We start from the raw sequence: 25,852 nt of genomic DNA, 5'->3' as shown, positions 1-25,852 counted from the left end.
TAGTGAATGGAAATTAGTGATTAATAATTAAAATTGGGAGGATTCAGCAATGGAATATAATAAAATAAATGATAAAGATATTGAATTTATAAAAGAAGTAGTAGGTATAGATAATGTGTTAGCAGGGGAAGAAATAAGTGAGGACTATAGCCATGATGAATTAGGTGGAATAAGTCATATGCCAGATGTGTTAGTAAAAGTACATTCACAAGAAGAAGTTTCAAAAATAATGAAACATGCATATGAAAATACTATTCCAATTGTAGCTAGGGGCTCAGGTACAGGACTTGTAGGAGCATCAGTGCCAATCCATGGTGGAATAATGATAGACTTAACAGAAATGAATAATATATTAGAACTAGACGAAGAAAACTTAACACTTACAGTAGAGCCAGGGGTTCTTCTTATGGAGATAGGAAAATTTGTAGAGGAGCATGACTTTTTTTATCCACCAGATCCAGGTGAAAAGAGTGCTACAATAGGAGGAAATATAAGTACTAATGCAGGTGGAATGAGGGCTGTTAAGTACGGAGTAACAAGAGATTATGTGAGAGGGCTTGAGGTGGTATTACCGACTGGCGAAATATTAGAATTAGGTGGAAAAGTGGTTAAAAATAGTTCAGGTTATGGCATAAAAGATTTAATAATAGGTTCAGAGGGAACTCTTGGAATAATAACAAAGGCTATACTTAAATTATTACCACTACCAAAGAAGTCTATAAGCTTGTTAATACCATTTTCTAATTTTGATAAAGCTATAGAAATGGTACCTAAGATTATAAAATCAAAGGCAATACCAACAGCCATAGAATTTATGACAAGAGATACTATACTTGCAGCAGAAGAATTTTTAGGAAAGAAGTTTCCAGATAATTCATCAGATGCATATCTTTTATTAACATTTGATGGGAATACTCAAGCACAAGTGGAAGCAGACTATGAAACGGTTGCTAATTTATGCTTAGAGGAAGGAGCATTAGATGTATTTATAGTTGATACAGATGAAAGAAAAGAATCAGTGTGGTCAGCAAGAGGAGCTTTTCTTGAGGCAATTAAGGCATCTACAACAGACATAGATGAATGTGATGTTGTAGTACCAAGAAACAAAGTAGCAGAATTTATAAAATATACTTATGAGTTAGAAAAAGAGTTTGAAGTAAGAATACCAAGCTTTGGACATGCAGGAGATGGAAATTTACATGTATATATTTGTAAGGATAATTTAAGTGATGAAGAGTGGGAAAAGAAAACAAAAGAAGTGTTCCAGTGTATGTATAGAAAATCGGAGGAAATGCATGGGCTAGTATCAGGAGAACATGGAATTGGATATGCTAAGAGAGAGTTTATGTTTCACCAATATGGAGAAGAATATGTAAGAATTATGAAAGAAATTAAAAAAGTATTTGACCCTAAAAACATACTGAATCCAGGAAAAGTTTGTCAATAAGGAGTAGCTAAAATTAATTATAAATAGTGAATTTTGAAAAAGAACAGTTGATTTATATTATTGAAAAATATTGATGAAAATATTATTTTTAACCTAAGGAGCTATCTAGAAATATTAAAAACAACGCTATATATTAACGTTTTTAATAAAGCATTAATATAGTGTGTGAAATTCATTTTGAGATGGCTTCTTTAATTATTATAAATGAAGCGATAATTAAAGAAGCTATAGAGTCGGTGGACTTATATGAATTAATATTATCATATTTAATATATATAATATTGTATACAGATATTTTAATAAATTCAAATATCAAAATGAGAAAGGAAAGTTTATTCATCTCATTTTGATACGAAAACTTTCTCAAAATAAGAAATAATACATTTGCTTTCTAGAAAAGGCTTAAAATCAAATAATCCAGTATTGGTATAATTATTGCTTTTAAAATTATTAAATATGAAAAAGGAGGGATAATTATGCATATTCCAGATAATTATTTAAGTCCATCTACTTGTGTGGTTATGGGAGCAGTTATGATTCCTATATGGAAAAAAGCAGTAGTAAAAGTAAAAGAACAGTTGTCAAGAAAAAGAATACCTCTTTTAGGAGTTTGTGCAGCTTTTTCATTTTTAATTATGATGTTTAATGTACCTCTTCCTGGTGGTACAACAGGGCATGCTGTAGGAGCTGTGTTGGCAGCCATTCTTCTAGGGCCATATGCGGCGACCATTTCCGTGACTATTGCATTAGTCGTTCAAGCGTTATTTTTTGGAGATGGAGGAATTTTAGCTATTGGAGCTAATTGTTTTAATATGGCATTTATTATGCCGTTTACAGGGTATTATATTTATAAATTTATAAGTAAATCAATAAAAGGAGAAAAAAGAGAGTATATTGCGACTTTTGTAGCAGGATATATATCTTTAAATATAGCAGCTCTTTTTACTGCTGTAGAATTTGGAATTCAACCTATATTATTTAAGGATGTAGCAGGTCTTCCTCTTTATTGTCCTTATGGTCTTAAAGTGTCAATACCAGCTATGTTAATTCCTCATTTATTAGTGGCCGGGATAATAGAAGGAGTAGTTACTGCAGCAGTATATGCTTATGTAAAGAAAATTTCACCTTCTACAATTTACGAAGAAGATTCTATTAAGATGAGGCCTTTTTATGGATTGGGTATAGCTATGATTTTTATTGTACCATTAGGACTTCTAGCGGCTGGTACAGCATGGGGAGAATGGGATTCAGGTGAGATAAAAGATATGCTAGGTTTTATACCTAAAGGAATGGAGAAGGGATTTGATTTTAAAGCTATTATGCCTGATTATTCTATTGCAGGACTTCCAGAGATTGTAGGATACATCCTTTCTGCTATAGCGGGAGTTGTATTAATAATAATTATTATTAATTTTGTATTAAGAAAAAAAAGTGATAAAAATATAAACTATTAAATAATAAAGATGGTGAGCATATGTCTGCAGATTGGCTTTTTAAAGAAGAAGAATATAGACCCGAAAAAGACCATCAACAGTTTTTGGATAAAAGTATTATTTCTATATTAAAGGTATTATCTAGAATAAGAAGAAGAGGAATGCATAGTTATAAATTTTTATATAGATTGAATCCAACATTAAAAGTTATTTTTACATTTCTAAATATTATATTCTTATCATTATCAAGGAGCTTTGTTTATACATTATTATTTGATATATGTGGCATATGTTTTGTTTTTACATTAGATAGTGAAGAAAGAAAAAATATTTTAGTAATAAGTATTACAATTCCTATATTTACACTTATAATGTTGATTCCTTCATATTTATCAGGAAACGTAGTAAATAGTACACTTATATTAATCAAAGTTATAGGAAGTATAATTTCTATTAATATTTTATCATATACGACTAAGTGGGATCATGTAACTAAAGCATTAAAATTTTTACGAATTCCAGATTTATTTATATGGGTTATGGAGATTACTATAAAATATATTGTGGTTTTAGGTGAACGCTCTGTTGAAATGTTATATGCTCTGAAAGTTAGATCTGTAGGTAAAAATAATAGAAAATATAATTCGCTTTCTAAAATTATGGGTAATATGTTTTTAAAATCAAAGGAAATGGGAGAAGAGATGTTTTCTGCTATGGAATGCAGGGGATTTACTGGAGAATATTATACTTCTCTAAAATTTAATTTAACCAAAAATGACATTATATATATTGGGATGAATTTAATTTTTATAATAATATTTATTGTCTTATAGTTTTAGAAATATAGAAAACAATGTTTAAAAAAGAAGAGTTAATAACTAATGAAATTAGTGCCTATTATGAAATCATTTTATAAGAAATTGTATAATTATAGGACTTTTATTTGGTATTTTAAATTTTAATTGTACAATTATATTAATTAAGAACTAAACTAAGGGGAAGAAAATCCGATGATAGAACTTCAAAATATAACTTACAGCTATAAGAATAGAATTGCTCTTAACGATATATCTATTAAAATAAAAAAAGGAGAAGCAGTTGCACTTATTGGGCCAAATGGAAGTGGAAAGTCTACATTTTTGAAGGTTTTAAATGGTATTGTTTTCCCTCAAGAGGGAAAATACATATTTAATAAAGAAAAAATTAATGAAAAAAAATTAAATTACGATATTTTTTCTAAGATTTTTCATAAGAAGATAGGTTTTGTATTTCAAAATTCGGATACTCAGCTTTTTTGTTCTACAGTTTATGAAGAGGTTGCTTTTGGACCAAGACAGATGGGGCTTTCTGAACATGATACTGATAAGAGAGTATATGACTGTTTAGAACTTTTAAATATAGAAAAAATTAAACATGAAGCACCTTATAATTTGAGCGGTGGAGAGAAAAAGAGGGTTGCTATTGCATGCGTTCTTTCAATGAATCCAGAGGTTATTACTTTGGATGAACCTATGAATGGAATAGACCCAAAAGGGAAAAAATTTTTAAAAGAGCTTATAAAAAAACTCAATACTTCTGGAAAAACTATAATTTGTTCTACCCACGATTTTGAATATGTAGAAGGAATATTTAAAAGGGCTATTGTATTTTCGGAAGACCATAAGATAATAAGAGATGATGAGTATAATAAGGTTATAAATGATGAAAAATTTTTAGTTAAAAATAATATAAAATAAGTACAAAAGAAGGGGAAGATTTTTATGAGAATACTTTATTATGATTGCTTTGCAGGTATAAGTGGAGATATGAATTTAGGGGTAATGATAGATTTAGGTGTAGATAAAGAGTATCTAATAAAAGAGCTTTCAAAGTTAAATATTAATGATGAATATGAGATAAATGTTGGAAGAGAAAGTAGAAAAGGAATTGAAGGAACTAAGGTAGATGTAATATTAAAGTATCATCATGATCATGTTGATAATAACTGTTGCAATAATGAGGAGCGTTATCATGAAAACAGTGACAATATCTGCTGTAATAGTGAGGAACATAAACATGAACACAAGGATAATAGATGTTGTGATAATGAGGGACATTATCATGGACATGATGGCAATGAGTATCAACATGTACATAGAAATTTAAAAGATATAGAAAAAATTATTAATTCTAGCGATCTAAATAATAGTGTTAAAAAAAGAAGTATAGATATGTTTATGAAAGTGGCAGAAGCAGAAGCTAAGGTTCATGGAAAACCACTGTACCAAGTCCATTTCCATGAAGTTGGAGCTATAGATTCAATAATCGATATAGTAGGAGCTGCTATATGTTTTGATTATTTAAAGATAGATAAAATAATGGCATCTTCAGTAGAGTTAGGAGGAGGATTTGTAAAATGTGCTCATGGAATTATTCCTGTTCCTGCACCAGCAACAGTGGAGATATTAAAAGGTATTCCAGTAAAATCAGGTATAGTTCCTTTTGAAACTACTACACCTACAGGAGCAGCAATATTAGCAGTTAATGTAGATGAATTTTCAAATATTAAGGAGTTTTATATAGAAAAAATAGGGTATGGTGTTGGGAAAAGAGATACAGATATTCCTAATGTGTTAAGAGCTTATATAGGAAAAAAAAAATTAAAAAATTGATGGAAAATAGTGAACAAGATGAATGTATCATCTTAGAGTGTAATATAGATGACATGAATCCTGAAATATATAATTATGTAATGGATAAGCTTTTTGAAAAAAAAGCTTTAGATGTTTATAGGACTCCTGTGCAGATGAAAAAGGATAGATTAGGTGTCATTTTAAGTGTTTTATGTAGAGAAGAAAATACTGAAGAAATAAAAGAAGTAATTTTTACAGAAACTACTTCTCTGGGAATTAGGGAAAGTAAAGTCATGAGAAACAAGTTAAAAAGGGAGTTGTCAAAGGTAGATACTATATATGGAAAAGTTACTATAAAAAAGGCTTATTACAAAGGTAAAATAATAAAGTGGAAGGCTGAATATGATGAATGTAGGGTTTTAGCAGATAAAAACAATGTGCCTATAAGAAAAATTTATGAGGAAATATCCAGAAGAGTAATTAGTGATAATATCCCAAAATGATGTAAAATAAAAGCTATTAAGTAATTTACAATTAAAAAATTATTGTTCCCTAATTAGTGTTAATAATTTATTTGCGAAGGGGTAAAAAAATGAATGAAAATTATAATAAACTTTTAGAATACTTAAGAGATTTAAATAGTATAGTAGTAGCTTTTTCAGGTGGAGTGGATAGTACATTTTTGTTAAAGGCAGCGAAAGATGCTTTAGGCAACAATGTAGCTGCAGTTACTGTTATATCGCCTTATATACCAAAGTGGGAAATAGAAGAGTCTAAGAAATTAACCTTTTCTTTAGGAGTAAAACATTATTTTATAGAGGTACCTATGGGAGAAGAAATAAGATTTAATCCTGAAAATAGATGCTATTTATGTAAAAAAACTATTTTTAGTAAAATAAAAAAATTTGCAGAAGAAAAAGGATATAACTATGTTGTAGATGGGACAAATTCAGATGATACTAAAGACTATAGACCTGGTATCGTAGCATTAAGAGAACTCCAAATAAAGAGTCCACTTTTAGAGAATAATTTATCTAAAAAAAATATAAGAGAACTGTCTAGAAAACTTGATTTAGATACTTGGAAAAAACCTGCTTATGCATGTTTACTTTCAAGAATTCCTTATGGAAATGAAATTAAAATAGAAGAACTTAAAAAAATTGAAGAATCTGAAAAATACCTTATGAGTATAGGATTTCAAGCTGTAAGAGTAAGATGCCATAAAGATTTAGCAAGGATAGAAGTACAAAAGGAAGACAGACATAAATTATTCAATGAAAAATTGTTAGATAGTATTTCAATAAAATTAAAAGAGTTTGGATTTAAATATGTAAGTTTAGATATAGAAGGTTATAGAGTTGGAAGCTTTAATGAAACTATGAAAAATAGTAATTAAATATCAAATAACTATGCACTATTATTAATACAAAAGTAAAGAAGAAGGTGAAGAGGGCATGAATTTAGAAGAGATTAGGGATTTACTACAAAATATTAAAAATGGGAATGTTTCTATAGATGATGGCGTCGATAAACTTAAAGAATTACCTTTTAAGGATTTAGGATATGCACTTATAGACAATCATAGAGAGATAAGGGTTGGATATCCAGAAGTTATATATTGTGCTGGTAAAACCATAGGGCAAGTAAAGGGTATAATAGAATTTATGAACAGCAAAGATAACAATATACTAGCAACTAGATCCACTAAAGAAATGTATGAAGAGGTAAAAAAAATATGCCCTGAAGCCGAATATAATGAACTTGCCAGAACTATTACTATAAAGAAGAGGCAAATAGATATTACAGATTCTTATATTGCTATAGTAACTGCAGGTACTTCAGATATTCCAGTGGCAGAAGAGGCAGCAGTTACAGCGGAGATTTTTGGAAATAAAGTAGAAAGAATAAATGATGTAGGTGTAGCAGGGATACATAGGCTTTTTAATAAATTAGACATAATAAAAGGTGCTAAAGTAATAGTAACAGTAGCAGGGATGGAAGGCGCACTTGCTAGTGTAGTTGGTGGACTAGTAGATAAACCTGTGATAGCAGTACCTACTAGTGTAGGTTATGGAGCTAATTTTAAAGGTTTATCTGCACTATTATCTATGTTAAATAGCTGTTCTAGCGGTACTAGTGTTGTGAATATTGATAATGGATTTGGCGCTGGATATTTAGCTAGTATGATAAATAAATTATAAAATAAATTTTACTAAAATAAGGAATATCAGTTAATATAAAATAAGCTAGAAGAAAAAAAGTTTGAGTTAAAATAATTAAAGCTAGTAAAAAATTAGTTTTTTACTAGCTTTAATTATTAATAAATTTTTCAGTAAAATTTTTACAAAAATACTATAAACAACTGGTTATTTATAGTAAATTTGTTATAATAAGAATAGAGTTTATATATTAGTAGATTCTATTTTATAAATATATTAAAATTTAATATAAGTATTCCCATCAAGAGGAATTAAAACTTGGAGAGGAGGTTTATCTCCCAGTAAACCAACTGCATAAATTGTATAAAATCTATTTCCCTTTAGTCTTATATTCGGTATAGTTAAAGCTATTTTGTCTTTCCCAGTTGGTCTGGCTTGTATTGTGTATGTGCCAGGATCTACAGCTATATAATTTGTTAAATCTTCAAATCCTACATTTTCAAAAAGTATTTTTCCATTAGGAAGTGTTATGTCTACTCGTGGAGTATTTGGAGATAAGTGACCAAATCTAACATAAGCTTTATTTTCTATTTGAGGTATTATAGGGTCTACAAAAGGCATAAGACGTATATTTGCTAATTTATCGATAGCAGCTACAGTATATATAGTCTCAGGTTCAAGAGTTAAATTAGTATTTATAACAGGATTCATGGTCTTACCACTAGGGAATATTTTAATATTGTATTTTCCAGGAGGAACTTGTAAGTACTCTGTAAAACCTTTATAGGGTAGGTTTTTAGCTATTAAATTTCCATTTGCATAAACATCTACAGGAGGTGCATCTGGAGACGCATGAAAAACCCTGATAAAAGATTTCATGTTTGTTCTAAAATAAGGATAAAAATACATGAATTTTGTCACCTTTCATAATTATTTTACATAGTATAGGGTATGATATATGCATAAAATTAGTGAATAAATAAATATTTTATATTTAAGAATTTTGGCTAGGGAAATAAGTTTAAAGTATGGTATGGTTTAGGGGGAATATAAGTTGAAACATATAGACAGGATAAGAGGTGGATTGTTTGGAGTGGCCTGTGGAGATGCTTTGCATAGGTGTTTAAAAAACATTAGAAATAAAAAAATATATAAAGGATCTATAAAAGATATTAAGCAATACTATTTAATTTATGGAGATGGAAAAGTTACTGACGATACCAGAATGATGGTTGCTATTGCAAAGAGTGTAGTGGAGTCACCAGAAGATCCCATTGATTTAATGGGAAAACGATTTATAGAAATACATTATAATAATCCTATAAATCTAGGACTAACTATAAGAGTAGCTATTGGAGAATATGAAAAATGTAAAGATTGGAAAAAAGCAGCTTTAAAAACTCACTTGAGACTAGGGGGAAGAAGTGAAGGAAATGGTACATTAATGAGAACTATACCAATAGCTTTATATTACGATGATATTCATAAAATGACAAATATTACAAAGAAACAATCCAATTTAACTCATTATAGTAGAAATGCCTCAGAAGCATGTATATTTTATAATATACTAGCTTATAGTTATGTAAGAGGTGAAGATAAATATGAAGCTTTTATAAATAATGTTAAAAGATTTCCTGAATATCAAGATATATTAGATAAGGGAGAAAATAGTTTTACTAAAACTGGTTGTGCAGTAGATACTTTAAAATGTTCGTTATGGTGTTTTTTAAATACAGAATCCTATGAAGAAGCAATTATAAAAGCTATGAATGTTTATGATAATAAGGACACTGTAGCAACAATAGCAGGTGGAATTGCTGGAGTTTATTATGGATACAGTGGTATAGATAAAGTATGGAAACAAAATTTAGCTATTAAAGAAGAATTGTTAAATATAAGTGATAAGTTTTGGTTAAATAATAATGTATATTTAACACAATAGACTTATAAACATAAAAAAACTAAAGGAGATTATAGATGAGTAGCTTGAAGAAAAATAAGTTTAAATTTATTCATGCAGCAGATATTCATCTTGGAAGTATTCTTCACGTTACTTGTAATGAGGTAAGAGAGATTGATACTTTATTCAAAGAGGGAGTATATAAAGCTTTCAATAATATGTGCGAATTTGCTATTGAAGCCAAGGTGGATTTTATACTACTTTGTGGAGATGTATATGATAGAGAAAGTAGAACTGTTAGAGCAGCAGAAGTTTTTTATAACCAATGTGCAAGATTAAAACAAAATAATATAAACGTATATATAATAAGGGGAAATCATGATCCTATAGGAAAATCAGAGGAATTATTTAATTTGCCAGATAATGTTTATGTATTTGACAGTGAAAAGACAGAAAATTTTGAAATGTATAAGAACGATAAGCTTATAGCTAGAATAATTGGACAATCCTATAAAGGAAAATGGGAAGGAAGAAAAGTATTTGAAGATTATATTGTTAATGATAATTCTTCTTATAATATTGCTTTACTTCATACCCAATTAGAACCTAAGAATAATAATTATTTACCCTGTAGCTTTAAGGAATTAATCAAAAATGAAAATATAAATTATTGGGCTTTAGGTCATATTCACAAGTGTAGAATAATAAATGAAAAATCCCCAGCTATATTATATCCGGGAATTCCTCAGGGAAGAGATATAGGGGAAAGAGAAATAGGGGGATGTTTGTTAGTAGAAGTTATGGAAGATTATTCAACAAATATTTCATTTGTACCGACTTCTTTAGTAATATGGAAAAAGATTATTGTAGATATAAGTGACTACGATAATGTTGAAAATTTAAATGATTTACAAGATATTTTAGTGGAAAAAGGTGAATCGATATTAAGAAGTCAAGTAGAAATACCAGAAAATCTAGAAACTGTTTACTCTCCATTACAACCATTAAAAGGATATATAGTTCAATGGGATATACAAGGTAGAGGGAAGATAAATGAGGCTTTAAGAGAAGATGAAGAAAATATAGTAAACTATATTATAGAAATGTTAAATAAACATTTTATACAAAGAGAAAAGTTTTTATATACGGATTCTATAGAAATAAATACAAAAAAGGCATTTGAGGATTTAGAGAAATTCAAAGAGAATAGCTCTATATTTAATGAAATTAATATTGTACTAGAAGATATTCTACAAGATGGGGGTTTAAAAAAAGAACTTGTTAAAAGTTTTGGAAATATATTTGAGAAAAAATATGATATTGAGGATATTAATGAGGAGAAAATTCAACTTGATGAAGAGATAATAGAGGAAATTATAAATGAGGCAAGAGAGATTGTGATGGAAAAATTAATTGAAAAAGGTGAACAGTTTTGAGGATAAAAAGAATAAGCATAAGGGACTTTGGAATATTTAGAGAAGAAAAAATTGAGAATTTAAATAGTAATATAGTTATAATTGGTGGATATAATAGAGCTGGAAAGTCAACTTTTATGGAAATTATTAGATGTATTGGATTTGGATTTTCAAAAGAAGAAAGACTTTCTCCAGCTAATATTGAATATGATGTAAATTGTGATATGGAAAATGAAAATAAAGATTTATTTAATATAGAACTAAAGGGAAATAGACAACCAATTGTTAAAAATATGAGTACAAAAAAATCAGTTTTAATCAATGATATTTATAAATTGGATTATTTTACATACAAGCAACTTTTTACAATAAGTTTGGACGAGCTACAAAATTATAATACAAGGAATTCTAAAGAATTAAATAATATGTATACTGTATTATTAGGTGCAGGATTTAAAGAAATAGCACAAATCCCTGAGGTTATAAAAGAACTAAATAAAGAAGCATCTAAAATAGGAGGCAAAAATGGGAATCCATCTACTGCACAATTTAAAGAGAAAAATAAAACTATAAAAAAAGGTATTGAACTTAGAAAAAAAGCTTTGAGTGAAGTAGAACAATATTATAAAACTTTAAAAGAATTGGACAAAATACAGGAGAATATTAAAAAAGAGGAAAGTGATTTTAAGGATCTAGATAAGAAAATATATACTGTTGAATGTATTAAAAATAATTTTCAAAAATATTTAAGGATAGAAGAAATACAATCTAAATTATATACTTTAGAGCAGGATAATAAAATTAAAAAAATTAATTATGGAAGTATAGATAGATTAGTTAATTTAAAAGAAGAGTATGAAGAAGTTTTACATGAATATGAGGAAAAGGTATTAATTTTTGAGCAGAATACAAAGAAAGATGTTAGTTTTAAGGACAAACTCATTAATTGGGAAGAGCAGATATACCATGTTTTCAGTAATATATCTGGAGTAAAAGAAAAAATAAGGAATTATGAAGAATTAGAAAAAAATTGTATAGAAAAGAGGGACTACATAAGAAAAGAAATCTCCAAAATAAATGAAGAATGGATTGATGATTTTAATAAAGTAAAGAATATAAAAACAGATATTTTAAGTGTGGAGAATATAAATGGGACTATAGATAATTATAATAATTTAGTATATGAAAAAAATTTAATAAATAATGAGTTATCTACTTTAACTACTAATAAAAAGCTAATTGAAAAATCTAGAATAGAAAATAAGGTTTCAGATTTAAATAGTATAATTAAAAAATATTTTTTTATTTCTATTTTAATTATTATTTTTGGATTAATAATATCTTTCGTTAACTATAGAGTAGGTATTGTATTGATAATATCGGGTTTGATTTTAGGTGGAGTATACTCTGTAATTATATATAGTTCTACTAAAGAAAATAAAAGTACTGATGATATGAAAAGTAATATAGATAATATAAATTATCAGCTGAAATTAAAAAATGAAAAGTATAAAAATATATGTAATAATATAGAAAGTAACGAGAAGAAGATACAGAGTTTTAAGCAATTATTAAATCTTAAGAATAATATATCTGGGGAAGTTTTAAAAGAATACTTTAAAGTAGTAAAAAACATAAAGAATGAAATTATTAGCCTAGAAGCTATGATAAATAGAGCAATAGGTCAAAGAAAAGAAATAAATAGTGAATTTGATTATATAAATAAATTGACATGTTTATTTAGTGACAGATATGAAGAAAAATTAAATGTTAAGTCAGAAGATTTTTCAAAAAATATTGAAATGAAATTTAACTATATTGAAAAGCTAAGAGACTATGTTGAGTTAGCAGAAGAAATAAATATTATAGAACACAAAAAAATTCGTTTAGAGGGGAAAATAGTAAGTTTAATAGGGGATGACTGTAAAGAGAATATTCTAGATGGAATAGATGAGTATATCGATTTAAACAAGAAGTATAAAGAGATTTTAGATTTAAAAACAGAAAAAAATATGTTGGATAATATTATAAAATCTTATCTAGATACTGAACTTGTTAGAAATCACCAAAAATTATTTAAAAAATATAATTCCTATTCACAAATAGAAGAAGAGTGTGAAGGAAAGCAAGAAGAGTTTCAAAATATAAAGTATAAGATAGAATCATTAAAGGAAGTTCGTCAAGAATTACAATATAAATTAAGTGTTTTAAGAACTACAGAAAAACTAGAGGAGGCAGGTACGTATATTAATGAAGGTAGAAAAGAATTAAAGATACTTGCTAAGAAATATGCAGCACTAAAGGCTGCAGAATATATTTTAGAAAAACTTCAAAGTAGTTTCATAGAAAATAAAAAGGATACCTTATTAAAGGGCGCTAGTGAGTATTTATCTTTTATAACAAAAGGCGAATATAAGGATATTATTCCACCAGATGATTTGTTAAGTTTAGACTTTAAGACTGTGTTAGATGATGGAAGAGTCAAAGAAAATTCTGATATTTTAAGTAGGGCAACTAAAGAACAATTATTTTTATCTGTTAGATTAAGCAGGATAAAAGAAATTAAGCCTCATTTACCTTTAATATTGGATGATTCTCTTGTGAATTTTGATGAAAATCATACTAAACAAGCTCTAAAAATATTGTTGGAAATGTCTAGTACAAATCAAATTTTTATAACGACATGTCATCCGCAGTTAGTAGAATATGTTGGAGATTTGTCTTCAGAAGTTCAATATTTAAAACTTGAAGAAGGAAAATTTAGTGTATCCAGTAAAGAAGAACTTGTAAAATATTTGAGTTAATTGTTATATTATATCATAATTTATTTTAGAATATGTTTTCAGAAATTGTTGAGTTAGTATAATTTCGAAAACAATTCTAAATTTAATATAACTAATGTAGCTAAAATTTCCTAACTCGCATAGCTCAAACAAGGAAATTTATTAACGCTTTATAAGTTATACTAAATAAGAATTGTAACTTCTCGTTATAATGAATTTAACAATTTAAAACATATTGTAAAATAAGTTTATTATAAAAATTAAAATTACAAATAAAAGGTGTTATTTTACATTTATTTTACTTATGATTTATGGCGCAGTTTAAATTGAGGATTAAATATGTGAAATTTAATTTTTAAGTATGTATATTTACTTAAGTAGGTTCAAGTACTAAAATATAGTAATATAACCTAATTAAAATTTATATATTAAGTAAATTATATAATTGAGGAAATTCCATAATTAACAATTCTAAATGCGAAATGCAAGTTTCATTGTGAACAGTGCCTTGAAATTTCTCTTTCACTATGTTTTAAGTTTATTCTGAATCTAAAAAGGGGAATTTTAGAAGCAGTGAACAATGAAACTTGCCTGTAGCTATATGATTTTGGAATTATGCAATTAACTTATATTAGTAAGTGACATTAGGGACAAGATAAAAATAAAGCTATTATAGGAGGAAGAAATATGGCAGATCAAAGACTTAATAAATTGGCAAAGTTACTAGTTAATTATTCAGCTGAAGTTAAAAAGGGAGATTTTGTATTAGTACAATGTGATGAAATTGCTGAACCATGGATGGTTGAAGTTGTAAAAGAGGCTATAAAAGCAGGTGCTCATGTAGAAACTATTATAGATTCTCATGAAGCAGAGCAAATTAAGTTGAGATATAGTAGTGAAGAACAGCTTCAAGAAGAAAATTTTATGCAAAAAGTAATGTTAGAAAAAGCAGATGTATGGCTTACTGCATGGGGTACAAAAAATACTAAGGCAAATTCAAATGTTGATTCAAAAAGAATTCAATTAAAAACTAAAGGAGCAGCAAGCTGGAGAAAGATATACTCTAATAGGACTGGGGATGGAAGTTTAAGATGGTGTGGAACTCAGTTCCCAACTTATGCAGATGCTCAAGAAGCTAGTATGAGTCTTTCAGAGTATGAGGATTTTGTTTATGGCGCAGGGCTTTTGGATTCCGAAGATCCAGTGGAAGAATGGAAGAAAGTAAGTGCTTACCATGAAAAGTGGATAAAGTATTTAGATAAGAAAAAAGAATTACATATAATATCAGAAGGAACAGATATAAAAGTTAAAATTGAGGGTAGAAAGTGGATAAATTGTGATGGAAAAGTTAACTTCCCTGATGGAGAAATTTTTACATCACCAGTGGAAGATGGCATTAATGGATATATTACTTTTAGCTTCCCAGGAATATATGCAGGAAAAGAGATTGAAGGAATCAAGTTAGAGATTAAAGATGGAAAGGTAGTAAAAGCTACTGCTGAAAAAGGAGAAGATTTATTAAAAACTTTACTTGAAACAGATGAAGGAGCATCAAGATTTGGAGAAGTAGCTATAGGAACTAACTATGGTATCAAGAACTTTACAAGAAATATGCTTTTTGATGAAAAAATAGGGGGAACTATACACATGGCTATAGGTGACTCTATGCCTGAAGCTGGTGGAAAAAATAAATCTGTTATCCATTGGGATATGCTTTGTGATATGAGAAATGGTGGAGAGATATATGCTGATGGAGAATTATTTTATAAGGATGGTAAACTTATAGAAGATATAAATGAATAAAAGTGCAATTCACTTTTATTCATTTATGAAATAACTATCAACTATTTTCTGAATAGTTGTCTTTCTTCATTGAAATTATTAGGGTAGCTAATAGTCCTCCCCAAAGTACAGTTGCACCTATACCGAAAAATATCATTGCACTTACCGTCATATTTATCACCTCATATTTACTCATTTTTTAAATTAACATTATCTATCCATGGCTTTTTACTTATGAATATTGCCCCTGTAATTCCTATTAAAATAACCCCCCATCCATATACTAATAATGCTGATAAATCATATCCACCATAAGGTGTACGCATTTCTGTAATAAAACTTTGTACTAAAATGAAAGTTAAAACAACAGGGTTTACATATTTAATAATTACGTCCCACCATTTTCCTATATTATAGTAAGATACTGAGTTCGTATGTTCACGAATTGTTTTAGGTTTTATAATCCATCCTACTAAGACAGTTTCTAGTAATCCAACTACAACTATTCCATAATTATTAATAAAGTTATCCATAATATCTAATAGGTATAATCCTGCTCTAGTTGAGAAAGAAATACTTATAATAAATCCAAACAATAAAAGCCCTGTTACTACTTTCTTACGTTCCCAGCCTGTTTTATCTATTACAGCTGAGGAGATTGCTTCAACTAAGGACACTGCTGAAGTTAATCCTGCAAATACCAAACAAGTAAAAAATAATACAGATAGTATGTTTCCCCATGTACCCATTACTGAAAATACTTTAGGAAATGCTATAAATGCAAGTCCTATACCACCGGATACAACTTTATCAATAGATACTCCTTGATTTGTTGCCATAAATCCAAGTATTGCAAAGACTCCAATTGCAGATAAAAATTCAAATCCACAATTGGCAAAAGCAGTCATGAATGCACTATTATTTATATCTGTTTTTTTAGGAAGATAACTAGAATAAGTCATCATAATTCCTGTAGCTATACTTAATGAAAAAAACACTTGTCCATATGCTGCAATCCAAACCTTAGGATCTTTAACTTTCTGCCAATCTGGTGTAAATAGTGTGTTTAGGCCTAAAGAAGCACCTTCTAAAGTTACTCCTTTTATTACTATAATTATCATTATTATTAATAGAGTTGGTAACAATATTTTGCTTAATTTTTCAATACCAGCTTTTATTCCTTTATAGCATATAAACCAGTTAATTAACCAAATTAAAGTTATTCCTATTAGGATTGGAACAATTATGCCTTTAAAATCGAAAGGTGATGATGATAATTTTAATACTTCATTGTAAAAATAATTGTTAGTGTCATTTCCCCATACTTTTTTAAAGCTTAGTGTTAAGTATTTCATAGCTAAACTCAAAATCATTGAATAATATGATAAAATTATAACTGCACTAATTACAGGCCACCAACCAAGCCATTCCCATTTATTATTTGCTCTTGCTATTGATAGTGGTGTTGAACCTCTAAACTTATGTCCCATTCCATATTCAAGAATCAATAACGGTATTCCCGCTGTAAATATAGCGAAAAAATATGGTATTAAGAAAGCTCCCCCTCCATTTGAATAAGCTACATAAGGAAATCTCCATATATTGCCTAGTCCTACAGCAGAACCAATAGCTGCAAGTAGGAATCCTGCCTTTGTTCCCCATTGTTCTCTAGATTTTTTCATCCCTATTCCTCCTAAAGATTTATCTGAATTTTGAAACATTAATATTTATAAATAGGATTCTTGGCTTCAGATGGAATTTTAAATTCCACTGAAGCTTAGAAACCATTATCCAGGGCCTCGTGCCATTCTTTACCCCCACTTTAAAGAAGATGGGAGTATTAAAATGGTTAGACATCGGATAAACAGGATTCTTAGGAGTTTTACTCCTTAGAAGCCGTTATCCAGGGTCGTGTCATTCTTTATCCCTACTTAAAGAAGATAGGAATATTAGAATGGCTAGACATCGGATAAATAAAAAAGTCCCATAGTTTTCACTATGGGACTTTTTTACCTAGGATATTACAAAAGTCCCATAGTTCATCTATGGGACTTGACTTATTTCACTACAAATTAGCCACCATAGATGCAAAACGCCTTGTTTTGGCGATTGCATCTATAGTAGTATGTAACGTAACTATATTTGCAATCGCTATCTTAAGTTAGCTAATAAGAGTAGGTTATTTAATTTTGAAATAAACATATTCATTTTAGTATTCATAATAATCCTCCTCTTGGTAATTTTTAATTATGATATCATATTATTTTGATAATGTCAATATAATCTTAAAAATAACATAAAAAAATAAAGTGCCTCAAACTATCTTAATGAATAAAATAAGGGTTATTTTCATAAAATATATAAAATATGCATAGAATGTAATTTCGAAATTTTTAAGGAGGATTGTCATGAAAAAGTTCCTGTATTTAGTGCTCTATATTTTAGAATATACTGTTATATATTTTTTAGTGCAAATAGTAGTTAATGTTATTATTATATTAGGGATGAGAAAAGATGTTGGTATAGAAAATATAGATAAGATAGCATCTAGTTATAGTTTTAAGGCATTACCATTGGTAATATTAATGACATTTGGAATATATTATTTATTATTTAAATTAAAAGGAGAGAATTTAATTAAATATTGTGATTTTAATAATAAGTTAAAGAAAAAGTATATTATGACAATAATTTTTTTGACAATTGGATTTAGTTTAGTTGTAGCATCAATGGCAGAGGTAGGAGGAGATATATACAATATTAGAAAAGATAGCTTTTTAGAGCTTATAGCTATATTGATTTTTATACCTGTTTTTGAAGAAATATTATTCAGGGGGATAATATTTAATAAACTTAGAGAAAATATCGATTTGTTTTCAGCAGTGATAATTCAAGCAATTGTATTTGGAGGATTCCATGGAAATATCTTTCAGGTAATTTATACTTCAGTTTTAGGAGTTATAACAGCGCTTATTTATGCATGGAGTGATTCGATATGGGCAGCTATACTTACTCATGGAATCTTTAATATATGTGGATTAATTATACTTCCTAATATATTAAATATTTCAAAAAATATTATAAGCTTTTCTATACCTATCTATGGGGTAGCAGGAGTTTTAATTTTATTATTTAGTTTTAGAAAATTTTATAGAATAACAAGGATAAGAAAACCATTTAATAGCTTTTTTACTGAGCTTTAAAATAAGGTTGTATTCTAAATGGATTTTGGATATGTTTTAATAAAACTTTGAGTTCATATAATTTTAAATTCTTATTGTGATGAATTCGATAATTTAAAACATATCCTTAGTTTGTTATGAAACGTTTTAGAGTATATTAATTACATTTAAATTATGCAATTTAATTAGCTATTTAATTGACTAATAGCTTTTAAAGCAGCTGAATTAACTATATCAGTAGGAATAGAGTAAGCAGGAGCATAAGCCAATTGAAGTTTGGCAGCATCAAATATAGTGCCTTTTAAGGATATAATGGTAGATATAACATCTAATCTTTTATCCACACCCTTATAACCGATTATTTGAGAGCCTAGTATATATCCCTCACTATTAAAAATAAGTTTTAATTTTAAGGTTTTACTTTCAGGATAATAAGCAGCGTTGGATTTTGACTTAGTGTATACAACTTTATAAGGAATATTGTGTTGTTTAAGAGTCCTTTCATTATTACCTGTAGAACCGCAGGTTAAATCAAAAACTTTGATTAATGCAGATCCTAATGACCCATCATAGAAAGATGGAATTCCCATTATATTGTTTGCCACTATATCAGCCTGCTTAACAGTTGGAGGAGCTAAAGCTATAGCTGTTTTACTTTTATTAATAAAGTCACAAATTTCTACAGCATCACCTAATGCATATATATTATCAAAATTAGTTTGCATTTTATCATTTACAACTATATGTCCTTTAGATCCTAAAGCTATTCCTGAATTTTTTAAAAAATCTATGTCAGGTCTTATTCCAATTGCTAAAATTATCATATCTGCTCTTATTACTGTATTACTTTTTAATTCTACATCTATATGGTCAGGCTTATCATTAAAAGACACAGCACTATCATTCAATATTAAATTAATGCCATTTTTACTCAGTTCATTTTCAATTAATTCTGATATATCTGAGTCGAAGGGAGCTAAAATGTGAGGTGCTGATTGAACTACTGTTACATTCAATCCTATTTTTTTTAAATTCTCACATATTTCGATTCCTATATAGCCACCTCCTATAACTAAGGCATTTTTAATATTATTATTTCTAATATAGGATTTAATGTTATCTGCATCATCAATAGTTCTAAGAGTAAAAATTTTATTACTGGCCAAATTATATATAGGGTCAGTGAAAGGTTTAGCTCCGGGAGATAATATAAGATAATCATAAGATTCAGTAAGAATTTTATGATTAGATAATATTTTTATATTTTGATTTTTAGGGTCTATCTCTAGTACGTGGCTATTAATTTTTACATTAACATTATGTTTTTCTTTAAAGGATTTAGGAGTTTTTAAAATCAAATTGTTTTTATCTGTAATTATATCTCCAATATAGTATGGTAGTCCACAACTGGAATAGGATATGTATTCTCCTTTTTCATACATTGTAATTTCGGCATTTTTATCAAGGCGTCTTAACCTAGTAGCTGTTGAAGCACCTCCAGCAGAACCACCAACTATTAATATTTTTTTACCCATAATTTTTACCCTCCTGTTATATTTTATATAATATGTTATTGAAATTATATCATAATTATTATTAGTAAACATTAATAATTTTATAAAAAAAAATATTAATTTAAAAAAATAATTGACAACTATATTACTATATTGTAATATATAAATATAGTAATATATTTTACGAGGTGAAAAAAGTTGGACAATAATTTTGAAAAATATAATGAAATATCTGAATTACTAAAAGTATTAGCTCATCCTGTTCGAATATGTATAATTAGAGGACTACTTGAAAAGGGAAGATGTAATGTAAGCACAATGCAACATTGTCTCGATATTCCACAACCTACAGTTTCAACTCATCTTCAAAAATTAAAGGCTGCAGGAATAATAGAAGGTGAACGTAAAGGACTAGAGGTAAGTTATAAGTTATGTAGCGATAAGGTAGTTCAACTCATAAATTTATTATTTGAAGATTAAATTATTATGTAAAAAATATAATTTAAAAAACATCATCTTTAAAATAGAGCCTAAAGGGTAAACTATAAAAAACTATGGAGGTAATGATATCATGAATAAAAAAGTGTTGATTGTCGGAGGGGTTGCTGGAGGTGCTTCTGCTGCTGCAAGACTTAGAAGATTAGATGAAAACACTGAAATTATTTTATTTGAAAGAGGAAATCATATATCTTTTGCTAATTGTGGTCTTCCTTATTATATAGGAGGTTCAATTCAAGAGAGAGAAAATCTTTTAGTATCTACACCTGAAGATATGAAAGATAAATTTAATATAGATGTAAGAATTAAAAGTGAAGTTGTAAATATAGACACTGACAAAAAAGAAGTTACTGTTAATAGTTTTGATAAAGGAACTTATATAGAAAAATATGATTATTTAATATTATCACCTGGTGCTAAACCAATAAAGCCGAATATATCTGGAATAGAAAGCAAAAAAATATTTACTTTAAGAAATATGGAAGATACGGATAAGATAAAAGAGTTTGTAAGTAAAAATAAATTAGATTCAGCTGTAGTTATAGGTGGAGGATTTATAGGAGTGGAGATGGCTGAAAATCTAAATGAAATTGGAGTTAAAGTTACATTAGTTGAGGCAGCTCCACATATTCTTGCTCCATTTGATGATGACATGGTTACTGTAGCTGAAAAAGAGCTTCAAGACCATAATATTAATTTAGTTCTAAAAAATGGAGTTAAATCTTTTAGAGATAAAGAAAATAAAATAGATGTTCTTTTAAATGATGATACAGAATTAATAGCTGATATAGTTATATTAGCTATAGGAGTAACACCAGATGTAGACTTTTTAAAAAGTACCTCATTAGAATTTGGACCAAAAGGCCATATCGTAGTTAATGAAAATTTAGAAACTAATATTAAAGATATTTACGCTGTTGGAGATGCCGTTGAAGTTGTTGATTTTATAAACGGGCAAAAGACAGCGGTTCCTTTGGCTGGACCTGCTAATAAACAAGGAAGAATAGTAGCAGATAATGTTTGTGGAATAAAAACAACTTATAAAGGAACTCAGGGAACTTCTATATTAAAAGTATGTGATCTCACTTGTGCAGCTACAGGAAATAATGAAAGAATGCTTAAGAAAAATTCTATACCTTATAAGGTGGTATATGTTTATCCTCAAAGCCATGCTTCTTACTACCCAGGTGCAACTCCAATAACGTTAAAATTAATTTTTAATGATGAAGGAAGAATATTAGGAGCACAAGCTATTGGTTATGAAGGAGTAGACAAGAGAATAGATGATATAGCAACAGTTATAAGATTAAAAGGTTCTGTAACTGATTTAACAGAATTGGAATTAAGCTATGCACCACCTTATTCTTCTGCTAAAGACCCTGTAAATATAGCTGGGTATTATGCTGAGGATATAATTACGGGAAAATCAGATACTGTATTGCCAAGAAGTGTAAATAATAGAGATAAAGACTCTACAATACTTCTAGATGTTAGGACGGATTTAGAGCAAGAGAATGGTGCCATAGAAGGATCAGTTCATATTCCTCTTCAACAATTAAGGGATAGAATAGGTGAGTTAGATAAGAACAAGGAGATATGGACATATTGTCAAATTGGACTTAGAGGATATATAGCTGAAAGATTATTAAAACAAAAGGGATTTAAGGTAAAGAATATTACAGGAGGCTACAAACAATATATGGCAGAAAAATTTAAACCTAAGAAGACAGATCATGTTGAAAAAATGATTGCTAGCATAGAAAATCCTAAAATGAGTGATGGAATAGTTAAAAATTTAGATGCTTGTGGGTTAAGTTGTCCAGGACCATTAATGAGAGTCAAGGCTGCAGTTGATGAATTAAATCCCGGAGATACTTTAAATGTATCAGCTTCTGATCCAGGCTTTTATGAAGATATAAAGGCTTGGTGTAGAAAAACAAATACAGAGCTTTTAGGATTAAATAAAGAAAAAGGTATAATTAAAGCTTCTTTAAAGAAAAATGAAAAAGATGCATCTTCATCAATACAAGAAACAGCAGTTGCTACTAATGCTAAAGATGCTCAAACTATGGTTGTGTTTAGTGGAGATTTAGATAAAGCAATAGCCTCATTTATAATAGCTAATGGAGCTGCTGCTATGGGCAAAAAAGTGACTATGTTCTTTACTTTCTGGGGAATAAATATTATTAGAAAAAATGAACATGTTCCAGTTAAAAAGAATCTTATTGAAACAATGTTTGGAAAAATGATGCCAAGAGGAAGCAAGAAATTAAAGTTATCAAATATGAATATGGCTGGAATGGGTGCAAAAATGATCAAAGGCATAATGAAAAAACACAATGTACATTCCTTAGAAGAACTTATACAATCAGCTATTGATAGTGGTGTTGAAATAGTTGCATGTCAAATGTCTATGGAACTTTTAGGATTAAGAAAAGAAGAATTAATAGATAATGTTAAACTTGGTGGTGTAGGATATTATCTTGGAGAAGCTGATGAATCTAATATAAATTTATTTATATAATAGGCTATGTTTTAAGAAATTGTTGAGTTTCTATAATTAAAAAACAATATTCTTTTAAAACAGAACTATGTAATAAAATTAGCATCTAATAAGAAAATTCTATTAAATAAGAGAGTTTAAAATAAAGGTTGATATAAAAAGAATCATATAAAAGTTTTATATGATTCTTTTGGTTTTAAAATCTTCTTCTTCTACGTCTGTTGCTATTTTTTGAAATAGCTTTTACGAGTAGAGTAATTAATAGTATAACAATAACAACGGCGCCAACTAAACCTATGTATAAAAGGATATTTTGTTTTACAATACTTCCAGAAGAAATAGTTGGATATAATTCGTATTTTTTTACTGCATTTCTTTCTTTAATCACAAGATTACCAGCACTAGTATCTTTATCAAGTTTACCAACTTTCAAATTAGAAAGTTCAAAATCTGTTTTTACTTCTGATTTATTAACTTCATTATCATAATATTCTACGTCTTTCTTTACTACTAAAGGTACTTGGATTTCTTTTTCAGGTCCTATAAATTTAAGTGGTTTATATTTTAAAGTTACTTTTTTTACTTCAGTATTTGCTTTGTATAATGGAACTCTTTTAGCAGCGTAACTCCAATTTATTATTTTAGCCATATCATTAAATACATAAGTATCTTTAGCATCATAAAGAGATTTCATTACAACACCACAAAGTTTTCTTCCGTCTTTTTCAAATATGGCTACAAGACATCTTCCAGATTTAGATGTATAGCCTGTTTTACCTGCAACACAAACAGCATTAGATGCAGGTAGTTGATTTAAATCTATTCCTACTTTGTCAGCAAAAGCAGTATCTATTTTAGTTCCAAGCAATTTATTTCTATTTGTTATGTAGGCAATTGCTCCATTAGAAATTTCAATTTTGTCTTGTTTAATATTCATTACTTTTTTTACCCATGGATTTTTGTAAGCCTCTTTAGCTATTACACTTAAGTCGTAAGCTGAGGTATAATGATTATTTATTCCATTATCCAATCCATTAGGAGTTACAAAATGAGTGTTTTTTAAACCAAGTTGTTTTATTTTATTATTCATCATATCTTCAAACTGTTTAGGGGTTCCTGCAACACTTTCTGCTATCATGTATGCAGCATCATTTGCTGAAAAAAGTAAAAGTGATTTCATTACATCATCAGCAGTCATTGTATCATTAGTTGTGATTTTGCTTTTACCAACTAAATCATATAAAGCATACTGAGGCTGTTTTGCAGCTGTTGGAGTGTACTTAATAGTGTCTGTAGGTTTTTTGTTCTCTGCAAATAATAATGCTGTTAAAAGCTTTGTAGTACTTGCAGGATACATTGGAGATTCATCTATGCCTTTTGCATATACAATTTCCCCAGTGTCAACATCTATTACTATGCCAGTTTTACCATATATTTGTGGTAAATCAGCATTAGCTGCAAATGCGTTAATAGAGAATACTAGTAAAAAAGTTAAAGTCAATAATAAAGTTGATAATTTACGTCTCAAGATTCATCTCTCCTACTTATAATTTTAATATAGATTTTAAATCTATTTTAGTATACCATTTAAGTATATATAGAACAACTATAAAAGACTTTACAAATTAAAGAAAATTAAAGTAATGTTTATGAAAGTTTGTGAAATTATAAAAAATGAATCATGTAAGCTTCATATGATTTTATTTAAAAAAAGTAAAATTATATTTACAATTAAGTATAATAATATTGTTCAACAAATAGAATGTTTACTTTGACGTTTAATAAAGTATTTTATAATTTAATGCTTAGTAATTTTGTTTTGGAGGGTTATGAATGGAAAAAATTAAAAGAATTTTTAGTAATAGAAAAGAAAAACCAATAGGAAAATATAGAAAAAGTGCAGTAATGATTTTATTATCTGAGGAAAAGGGTGAATATTATATATTATTTGAGAAAAGGGCATTAACATTGAAAAGTCAGCCTGGAGATATTTCTCTTCCAGGAGGAGCTATAGAAGAAAAAGAAACTTCGCAGGAAGCAGCAATAAGAGAATGTATGGAGGAATTGAATATTAAAAAAGAAGAAATAGAGTTAATAGGGGCGATGGATTATTTTATAAGCCCTTACCATACAATTATATACCCTTTTATAGGTGAGATTAAAAATGATAAAATTAATCCTAATAGAGATGAGGTGGATCATGTTTTTAAAGTGCCTCTTAGATATTTTATGGAAAATCAACCGGATTGTCATATTATGAATATAAAACCTGAATTGAAAGAAGATTTTCCTTTTGAGCTTATAGAAGGTGGAAGAGATTATAAATTTTCTAGTGGAAAGATGAATCAATATTTTTATTTATACAATGATTATGTAATATGGGGATTTACAGCACGTATAATTAAGAGTTTTATAGATATTATAAAAGAAAATAGCTAGGGGGTTATTTGGACTATAAATGAGTTTGTGTAAATTTACAAACTCATTTATAGACTTTTTGTCTATAAATAAAACCACCTGCTATGCAGGTGTGTTCAGAAAAGCTTAAGCGTTGAAAAAAAATACCTCGCTTTGATAGAATAGATATGGTTTCGTCAGCCAATCTAAAATCAAAGGAGGCA

General features: G+C 28.3%; 19 protein-coding genes and 1 pseudogene. 15 read left to right on the top strand and 5 right to left on the bottom strand.

The window, feature by feature from the left end:
- Positions 1–49 precede the first annotated feature (49 nt).
- The 7 genes and pseudogenes from OW729_RS17675 (at position 50) to larB (ending at position 7,693) form a co-directional block, all read left to right on the top strand.
- Positions 50–1,447, top strand: a complete 1,398-nt coding sequence (locus tag OW729_RS17675; RefSeq protein WP_268062876.1) for an FAD-binding oxidoreductase — start codon at positions 50–52, stop codon at positions 1,445–1,447.
- Positions 1,448–1,923: 476 nt separating this feature from the next.
- Entirely contained in the window at positions 1,924–2,901 is a 978-nt protein-coding gene (gene cbiM, locus OW729_RS17670; RefSeq protein ID WP_268062875.1) for a cobalt transporter CbiM, read from the top strand.
- Positions 2,902–2,921: 20 nt separating this feature from the next.
- Entirely contained in the window at positions 2,922–3,713 is a 792-nt protein-coding gene (locus OW729_RS17665; RefSeq protein ID WP_268062874.1) for an energy-coupling factor transporter transmembrane component T, read from the top strand.
- Positions 3,714–3,890: 177 nt separating this feature from the next.
- Entirely contained in the window at positions 3,891–4,616 is a 726-nt protein-coding gene (locus tag OW729_RS17660) for an energy-coupling factor ABC transporter ATP-binding protein (RefSeq protein ID WP_268062873.1), read from the top strand.
- A gap of 24 nt (positions 4,617–4,640) precedes the next feature.
- Positions 4,641–5,995, top strand: a pseudogene (gene larC, locus OW729_RS17655) (nickel pincer cofactor biosynthesis protein LarC).
- An 89-nt stretch (positions 5,996–6,084) separates the two neighbouring features.
- Positions 6,085–6,888 carry an ATP-dependent sacrificial sulfur transferase LarE gene (larE, locus tag OW729_RS17650; RefSeq protein WP_268062872.1) on the top strand — a complete coding sequence of 268 codons (804 nt, stop codon included), beginning with the start codon at positions 6,085–6,087 and terminating at the stop codon, positions 6,886–6,888.
- Positions 6,889–6,946: 58 nt separating this feature from the next.
- Positions 6,947–7,693 (top strand): nickel pincer cofactor biosynthesis protein LarB, encoded by a 747-nt coding sequence (gene larB / locus OW729_RS17645; protein ID WP_268062871.1) that lies wholly within the window; start codon positions 6,947–6,949, stop codon positions 7,691–7,693.
- Between the two features lie 234 nt (positions 7,694–7,927).
- On the opposite strand, the gene OW729_RS17640 is transcribed toward larB, so the two are convergent.
- Positions 7,928–8,560: a DUF4397 domain-containing protein gene (locus OW729_RS17640; protein ID WP_268062870.1), complete on the bottom strand. Its 633-nt coding sequence runs from the start codon at positions 8,558–8,560 to the stop codon at positions 7,928–7,930.
- Between the two features lie 145 nt (positions 8,561–8,705).
- On the opposite strand from OW729_RS17640, the gene OW729_RS17635 reads away from it, so the two are divergent.
- The 4 genes from OW729_RS17635 to OW729_RS17620 all read left to right on the top strand — a co-directional run bounded on the left by OW729_RS17635 (position 8,706) and on the right by OW729_RS17620 (position 15,555).
- Positions 8,706–9,596 carry an ADP-ribosylglycohydrolase family protein gene (locus OW729_RS17635; RefSeq protein ID WP_268062869.1) on the top strand — a complete coding sequence of 297 codons (891 nt, stop codon included), beginning with the start codon at positions 8,706–8,708 and terminating at the stop codon, positions 9,594–9,596.
- Between the two features lie 35 nt (positions 9,597–9,631).
- On the top strand, positions 9,632–10,990 hold the full coding sequence (locus tag OW729_RS17630; RefSeq protein WP_268062868.1) for a metallophosphoesterase family protein: 1,359 nt from the start codon (positions 9,632–9,634) through the stop codon (positions 10,988–10,990).
- Positions 10,987–13,773 (top strand): ATP-binding protein, encoded by a 2,787-nt coding sequence (locus tag OW729_RS17625; RefSeq protein WP_268062867.1) that lies wholly within the window; start codon positions 10,987–10,989, stop codon positions 13,771–13,773. The genes OW729_RS17630 and OW729_RS17625 overlap by 4 nt, the downstream gene beginning before the upstream one ends.
- A gap of 666 nt (positions 13,774–14,439) precedes the next feature.
- Complete coding sequence (locus OW729_RS17620; RefSeq protein ID WP_268062866.1) at positions 14,440–15,555, top strand: aminopeptidase; 1,116 nt, start codon at positions 14,440–14,442, stop codon at positions 15,553–15,555.
- Positions 15,556–15,592: 37 nt separating this feature from the next.
- Here the strand turns inward: OW729_RS17620 and OW729_RS17615 are convergent, their stop codons facing one another.
- Together OW729_RS17615 and OW729_RS17610 are read right to left on the bottom strand one after the other, a co-directional pair.
- Entirely contained in the window at positions 15,593–15,706 is a 114-nt protein-coding gene (locus tag OW729_RS17615) for a MetS family NSS transporter small subunit (protein ID WP_268062865.1), read from the bottom strand.
- A 16-nt stretch (positions 15,707–15,722) separates the two neighbouring features.
- Entirely contained in the window at positions 15,723–17,216 is a 1,494-nt protein-coding gene (locus tag OW729_RS17610; protein ID WP_268062864.1) for a sodium-dependent transporter, read from the bottom strand.
- Positions 17,217–17,942: 726 nt separating this feature from the next.
- On the opposite strand from OW729_RS17610, the gene OW729_RS17605 reads away from it, so the two are divergent.
- Positions 17,943–18,737, top strand: a complete 795-nt coding sequence (locus OW729_RS17605; protein ID WP_268062863.1) for a CPBP family intramembrane glutamic endopeptidase — start codon at positions 17,943–17,945, stop codon at positions 18,735–18,737.
- Between the two features lie 164 nt (positions 18,738–18,901).
- Here OW729_RS17605 and OW729_RS17600 read toward each other — a convergent pair whose 3' ends face one another.
- Positions 18,902–20,251, bottom strand: a complete 1,350-nt coding sequence (locus OW729_RS17600) for an FAD-dependent oxidoreductase (protein ID WP_268062862.1) — start codon at positions 20,249–20,251, stop codon at positions 18,902–18,904.
- Positions 20,252–20,428: 177 nt separating this feature from the next.
- Between OW729_RS17600 and OW729_RS17595 the strand changes: the two genes are divergently transcribed.
- Together OW729_RS17595 and OW729_RS17590 are read left to right on the top strand one after the other, a co-directional pair.
- A complete protein-coding gene (locus OW729_RS17595) occupies positions 20,429–20,710 on the top strand; it encodes an ArsR/SmtB family transcription factor (RefSeq protein WP_268062861.1) in 282 nt (93 codons plus the stop codon).
- Between the two features lie 91 nt (positions 20,711–20,801).
- The gene (locus OW729_RS17590) at positions 20,802–23,252 is read left to right on the top strand and encodes an FAD-dependent oxidoreductase (RefSeq protein WP_268062860.1); all 2,451 of its coding nucleotides are present in this window, start codon (positions 20,802–20,804) and stop codon (positions 23,250–23,252) included.
- Positions 23,253–23,427: 175 nt separating this feature from the next.
- Here OW729_RS17590 and OW729_RS17585 read toward each other — a convergent pair whose 3' ends face one another.
- Positions 23,428–24,759, bottom strand: a complete 1,332-nt coding sequence (locus OW729_RS17585; protein ID WP_268062859.1) for a D-alanyl-D-alanine carboxypeptidase family protein — start codon at positions 24,757–24,759, stop codon at positions 23,428–23,430.
- A 305-nt stretch (positions 24,760–25,064) separates the two neighbouring features.
- On the opposite strand from OW729_RS17585, the gene OW729_RS17580 reads away from it, so the two are divergent.
- Positions 25,065–25,670 carry an NUDIX hydrolase gene (locus OW729_RS17580; RefSeq protein ID WP_268062858.1) on the top strand — a complete coding sequence of 202 codons (606 nt, stop codon included), beginning with the start codon at positions 25,065–25,067 and terminating at the stop codon, positions 25,668–25,670.
- Positions 25,671–25,852 lie beyond the last annotated feature (182 nt).

Source organism: Clostridium brassicae (assembly GCF_026738875.1).
In the GTDB taxonomy this organism is placed as follows: domain Bacteria; phylum Bacillota; class Clostridia; order Clostridiales; family Clostridiaceae; genus Clostridium_H; species Clostridium_H brassicae.
This window is presented reverse-complemented; position numbering and strand designations above follow the sequence as displayed.

Excerpts from the sequence above, each read along its gene's own strand:
- OW729_RS17605 (WP_268062863.1), top strand. The coding sequence starts at position 17,943 with ATGAAAAAGTTCCTGTATTTAGTGCTCTATATTTTAGAATATACTGTT.
- OW729_RS17630 (WP_268062868.1), top strand. The coding sequence starts at position 9,632 with ATGAGTAGCTTGAAGAAAAATAAGTTTAAATTTATTCATGCAGCAGAT.
- OW729_RS17590 (WP_268062860.1), top strand. The coding sequence starts at position 20,802 with ATGAATAAAAAAGTGTTGATTGTCGGAGGGGTTGCTGGAGGTGCTTCT.
- OW729_RS17580 (WP_268062858.1), top strand. The coding sequence starts at position 25,065 with ATGGAAAAAATTAAAAGAATTTTTAGTAATAGAAAAGAAAAACCAATA.
- OW729_RS17615 (WP_268062865.1), bottom strand. The coding sequence starts at position 15,706 with ATGACGGTAAGTGCAATGATATTTTTCGGTATAGGTGCAACTGTACTT.
- OW729_RS17675 (WP_268062876.1), top strand. The coding sequence starts at position 50 with ATGGAATATAATAAAATAAATGATAAAGATATTGAATTTATAAAAGAA.
- larE (WP_268062872.1), top strand. The coding sequence starts at position 6,085 with ATGAATGAAAATTATAATAAACTTTTAGAATACTTAAGAGATTTAAAT.
- OW729_RS17600 (WP_268062862.1), bottom strand. The coding sequence starts at position 20,251 with ATGGGTAAAAAAATATTAATAGTTGGTGGTTCTGCTGGAGGTGCTTCA.
- OW729_RS17660 (WP_268062873.1), top strand. The coding sequence starts at position 3,891 with ATGATAGAACTTCAAAATATAACTTACAGCTATAAGAATAGAATTGCT.
- OW729_RS17640 (WP_268062870.1), bottom strand. The coding sequence starts at position 8,560 with ATGTATTTTTATCCTTATTTTAGAACAAACATGAAATCTTTTATCAGG.
- cbiM (WP_268062875.1), top strand. The coding sequence starts at position 1,924 with ATGCATATTCCAGATAATTATTTAAGTCCATCTACTTGTGTGGTTATG.
- OW729_RS17665 (WP_268062874.1), top strand. The coding sequence starts at position 2,922 with ATGTCTGCAGATTGGCTTTTTAAAGAAGAAGAATATAGACCCGAAAAA.
- OW729_RS17610 (WP_268062864.1), bottom strand. The coding sequence starts at position 17,216 with ATGAAAAAATCTAGAGAACAATGGGGAACAAAGGCAGGATTCCTACTT.
- OW729_RS17620 (WP_268062866.1), top strand. The coding sequence starts at position 14,440 with ATGGCAGATCAAAGACTTAATAAATTGGCAAAGTTACTAGTTAATTAT.
- larB (WP_268062871.1), top strand. The coding sequence starts at position 6,947 with ATGAATTTAGAAGAGATTAGGGATTTACTACAAAATATTAAAAATGGG.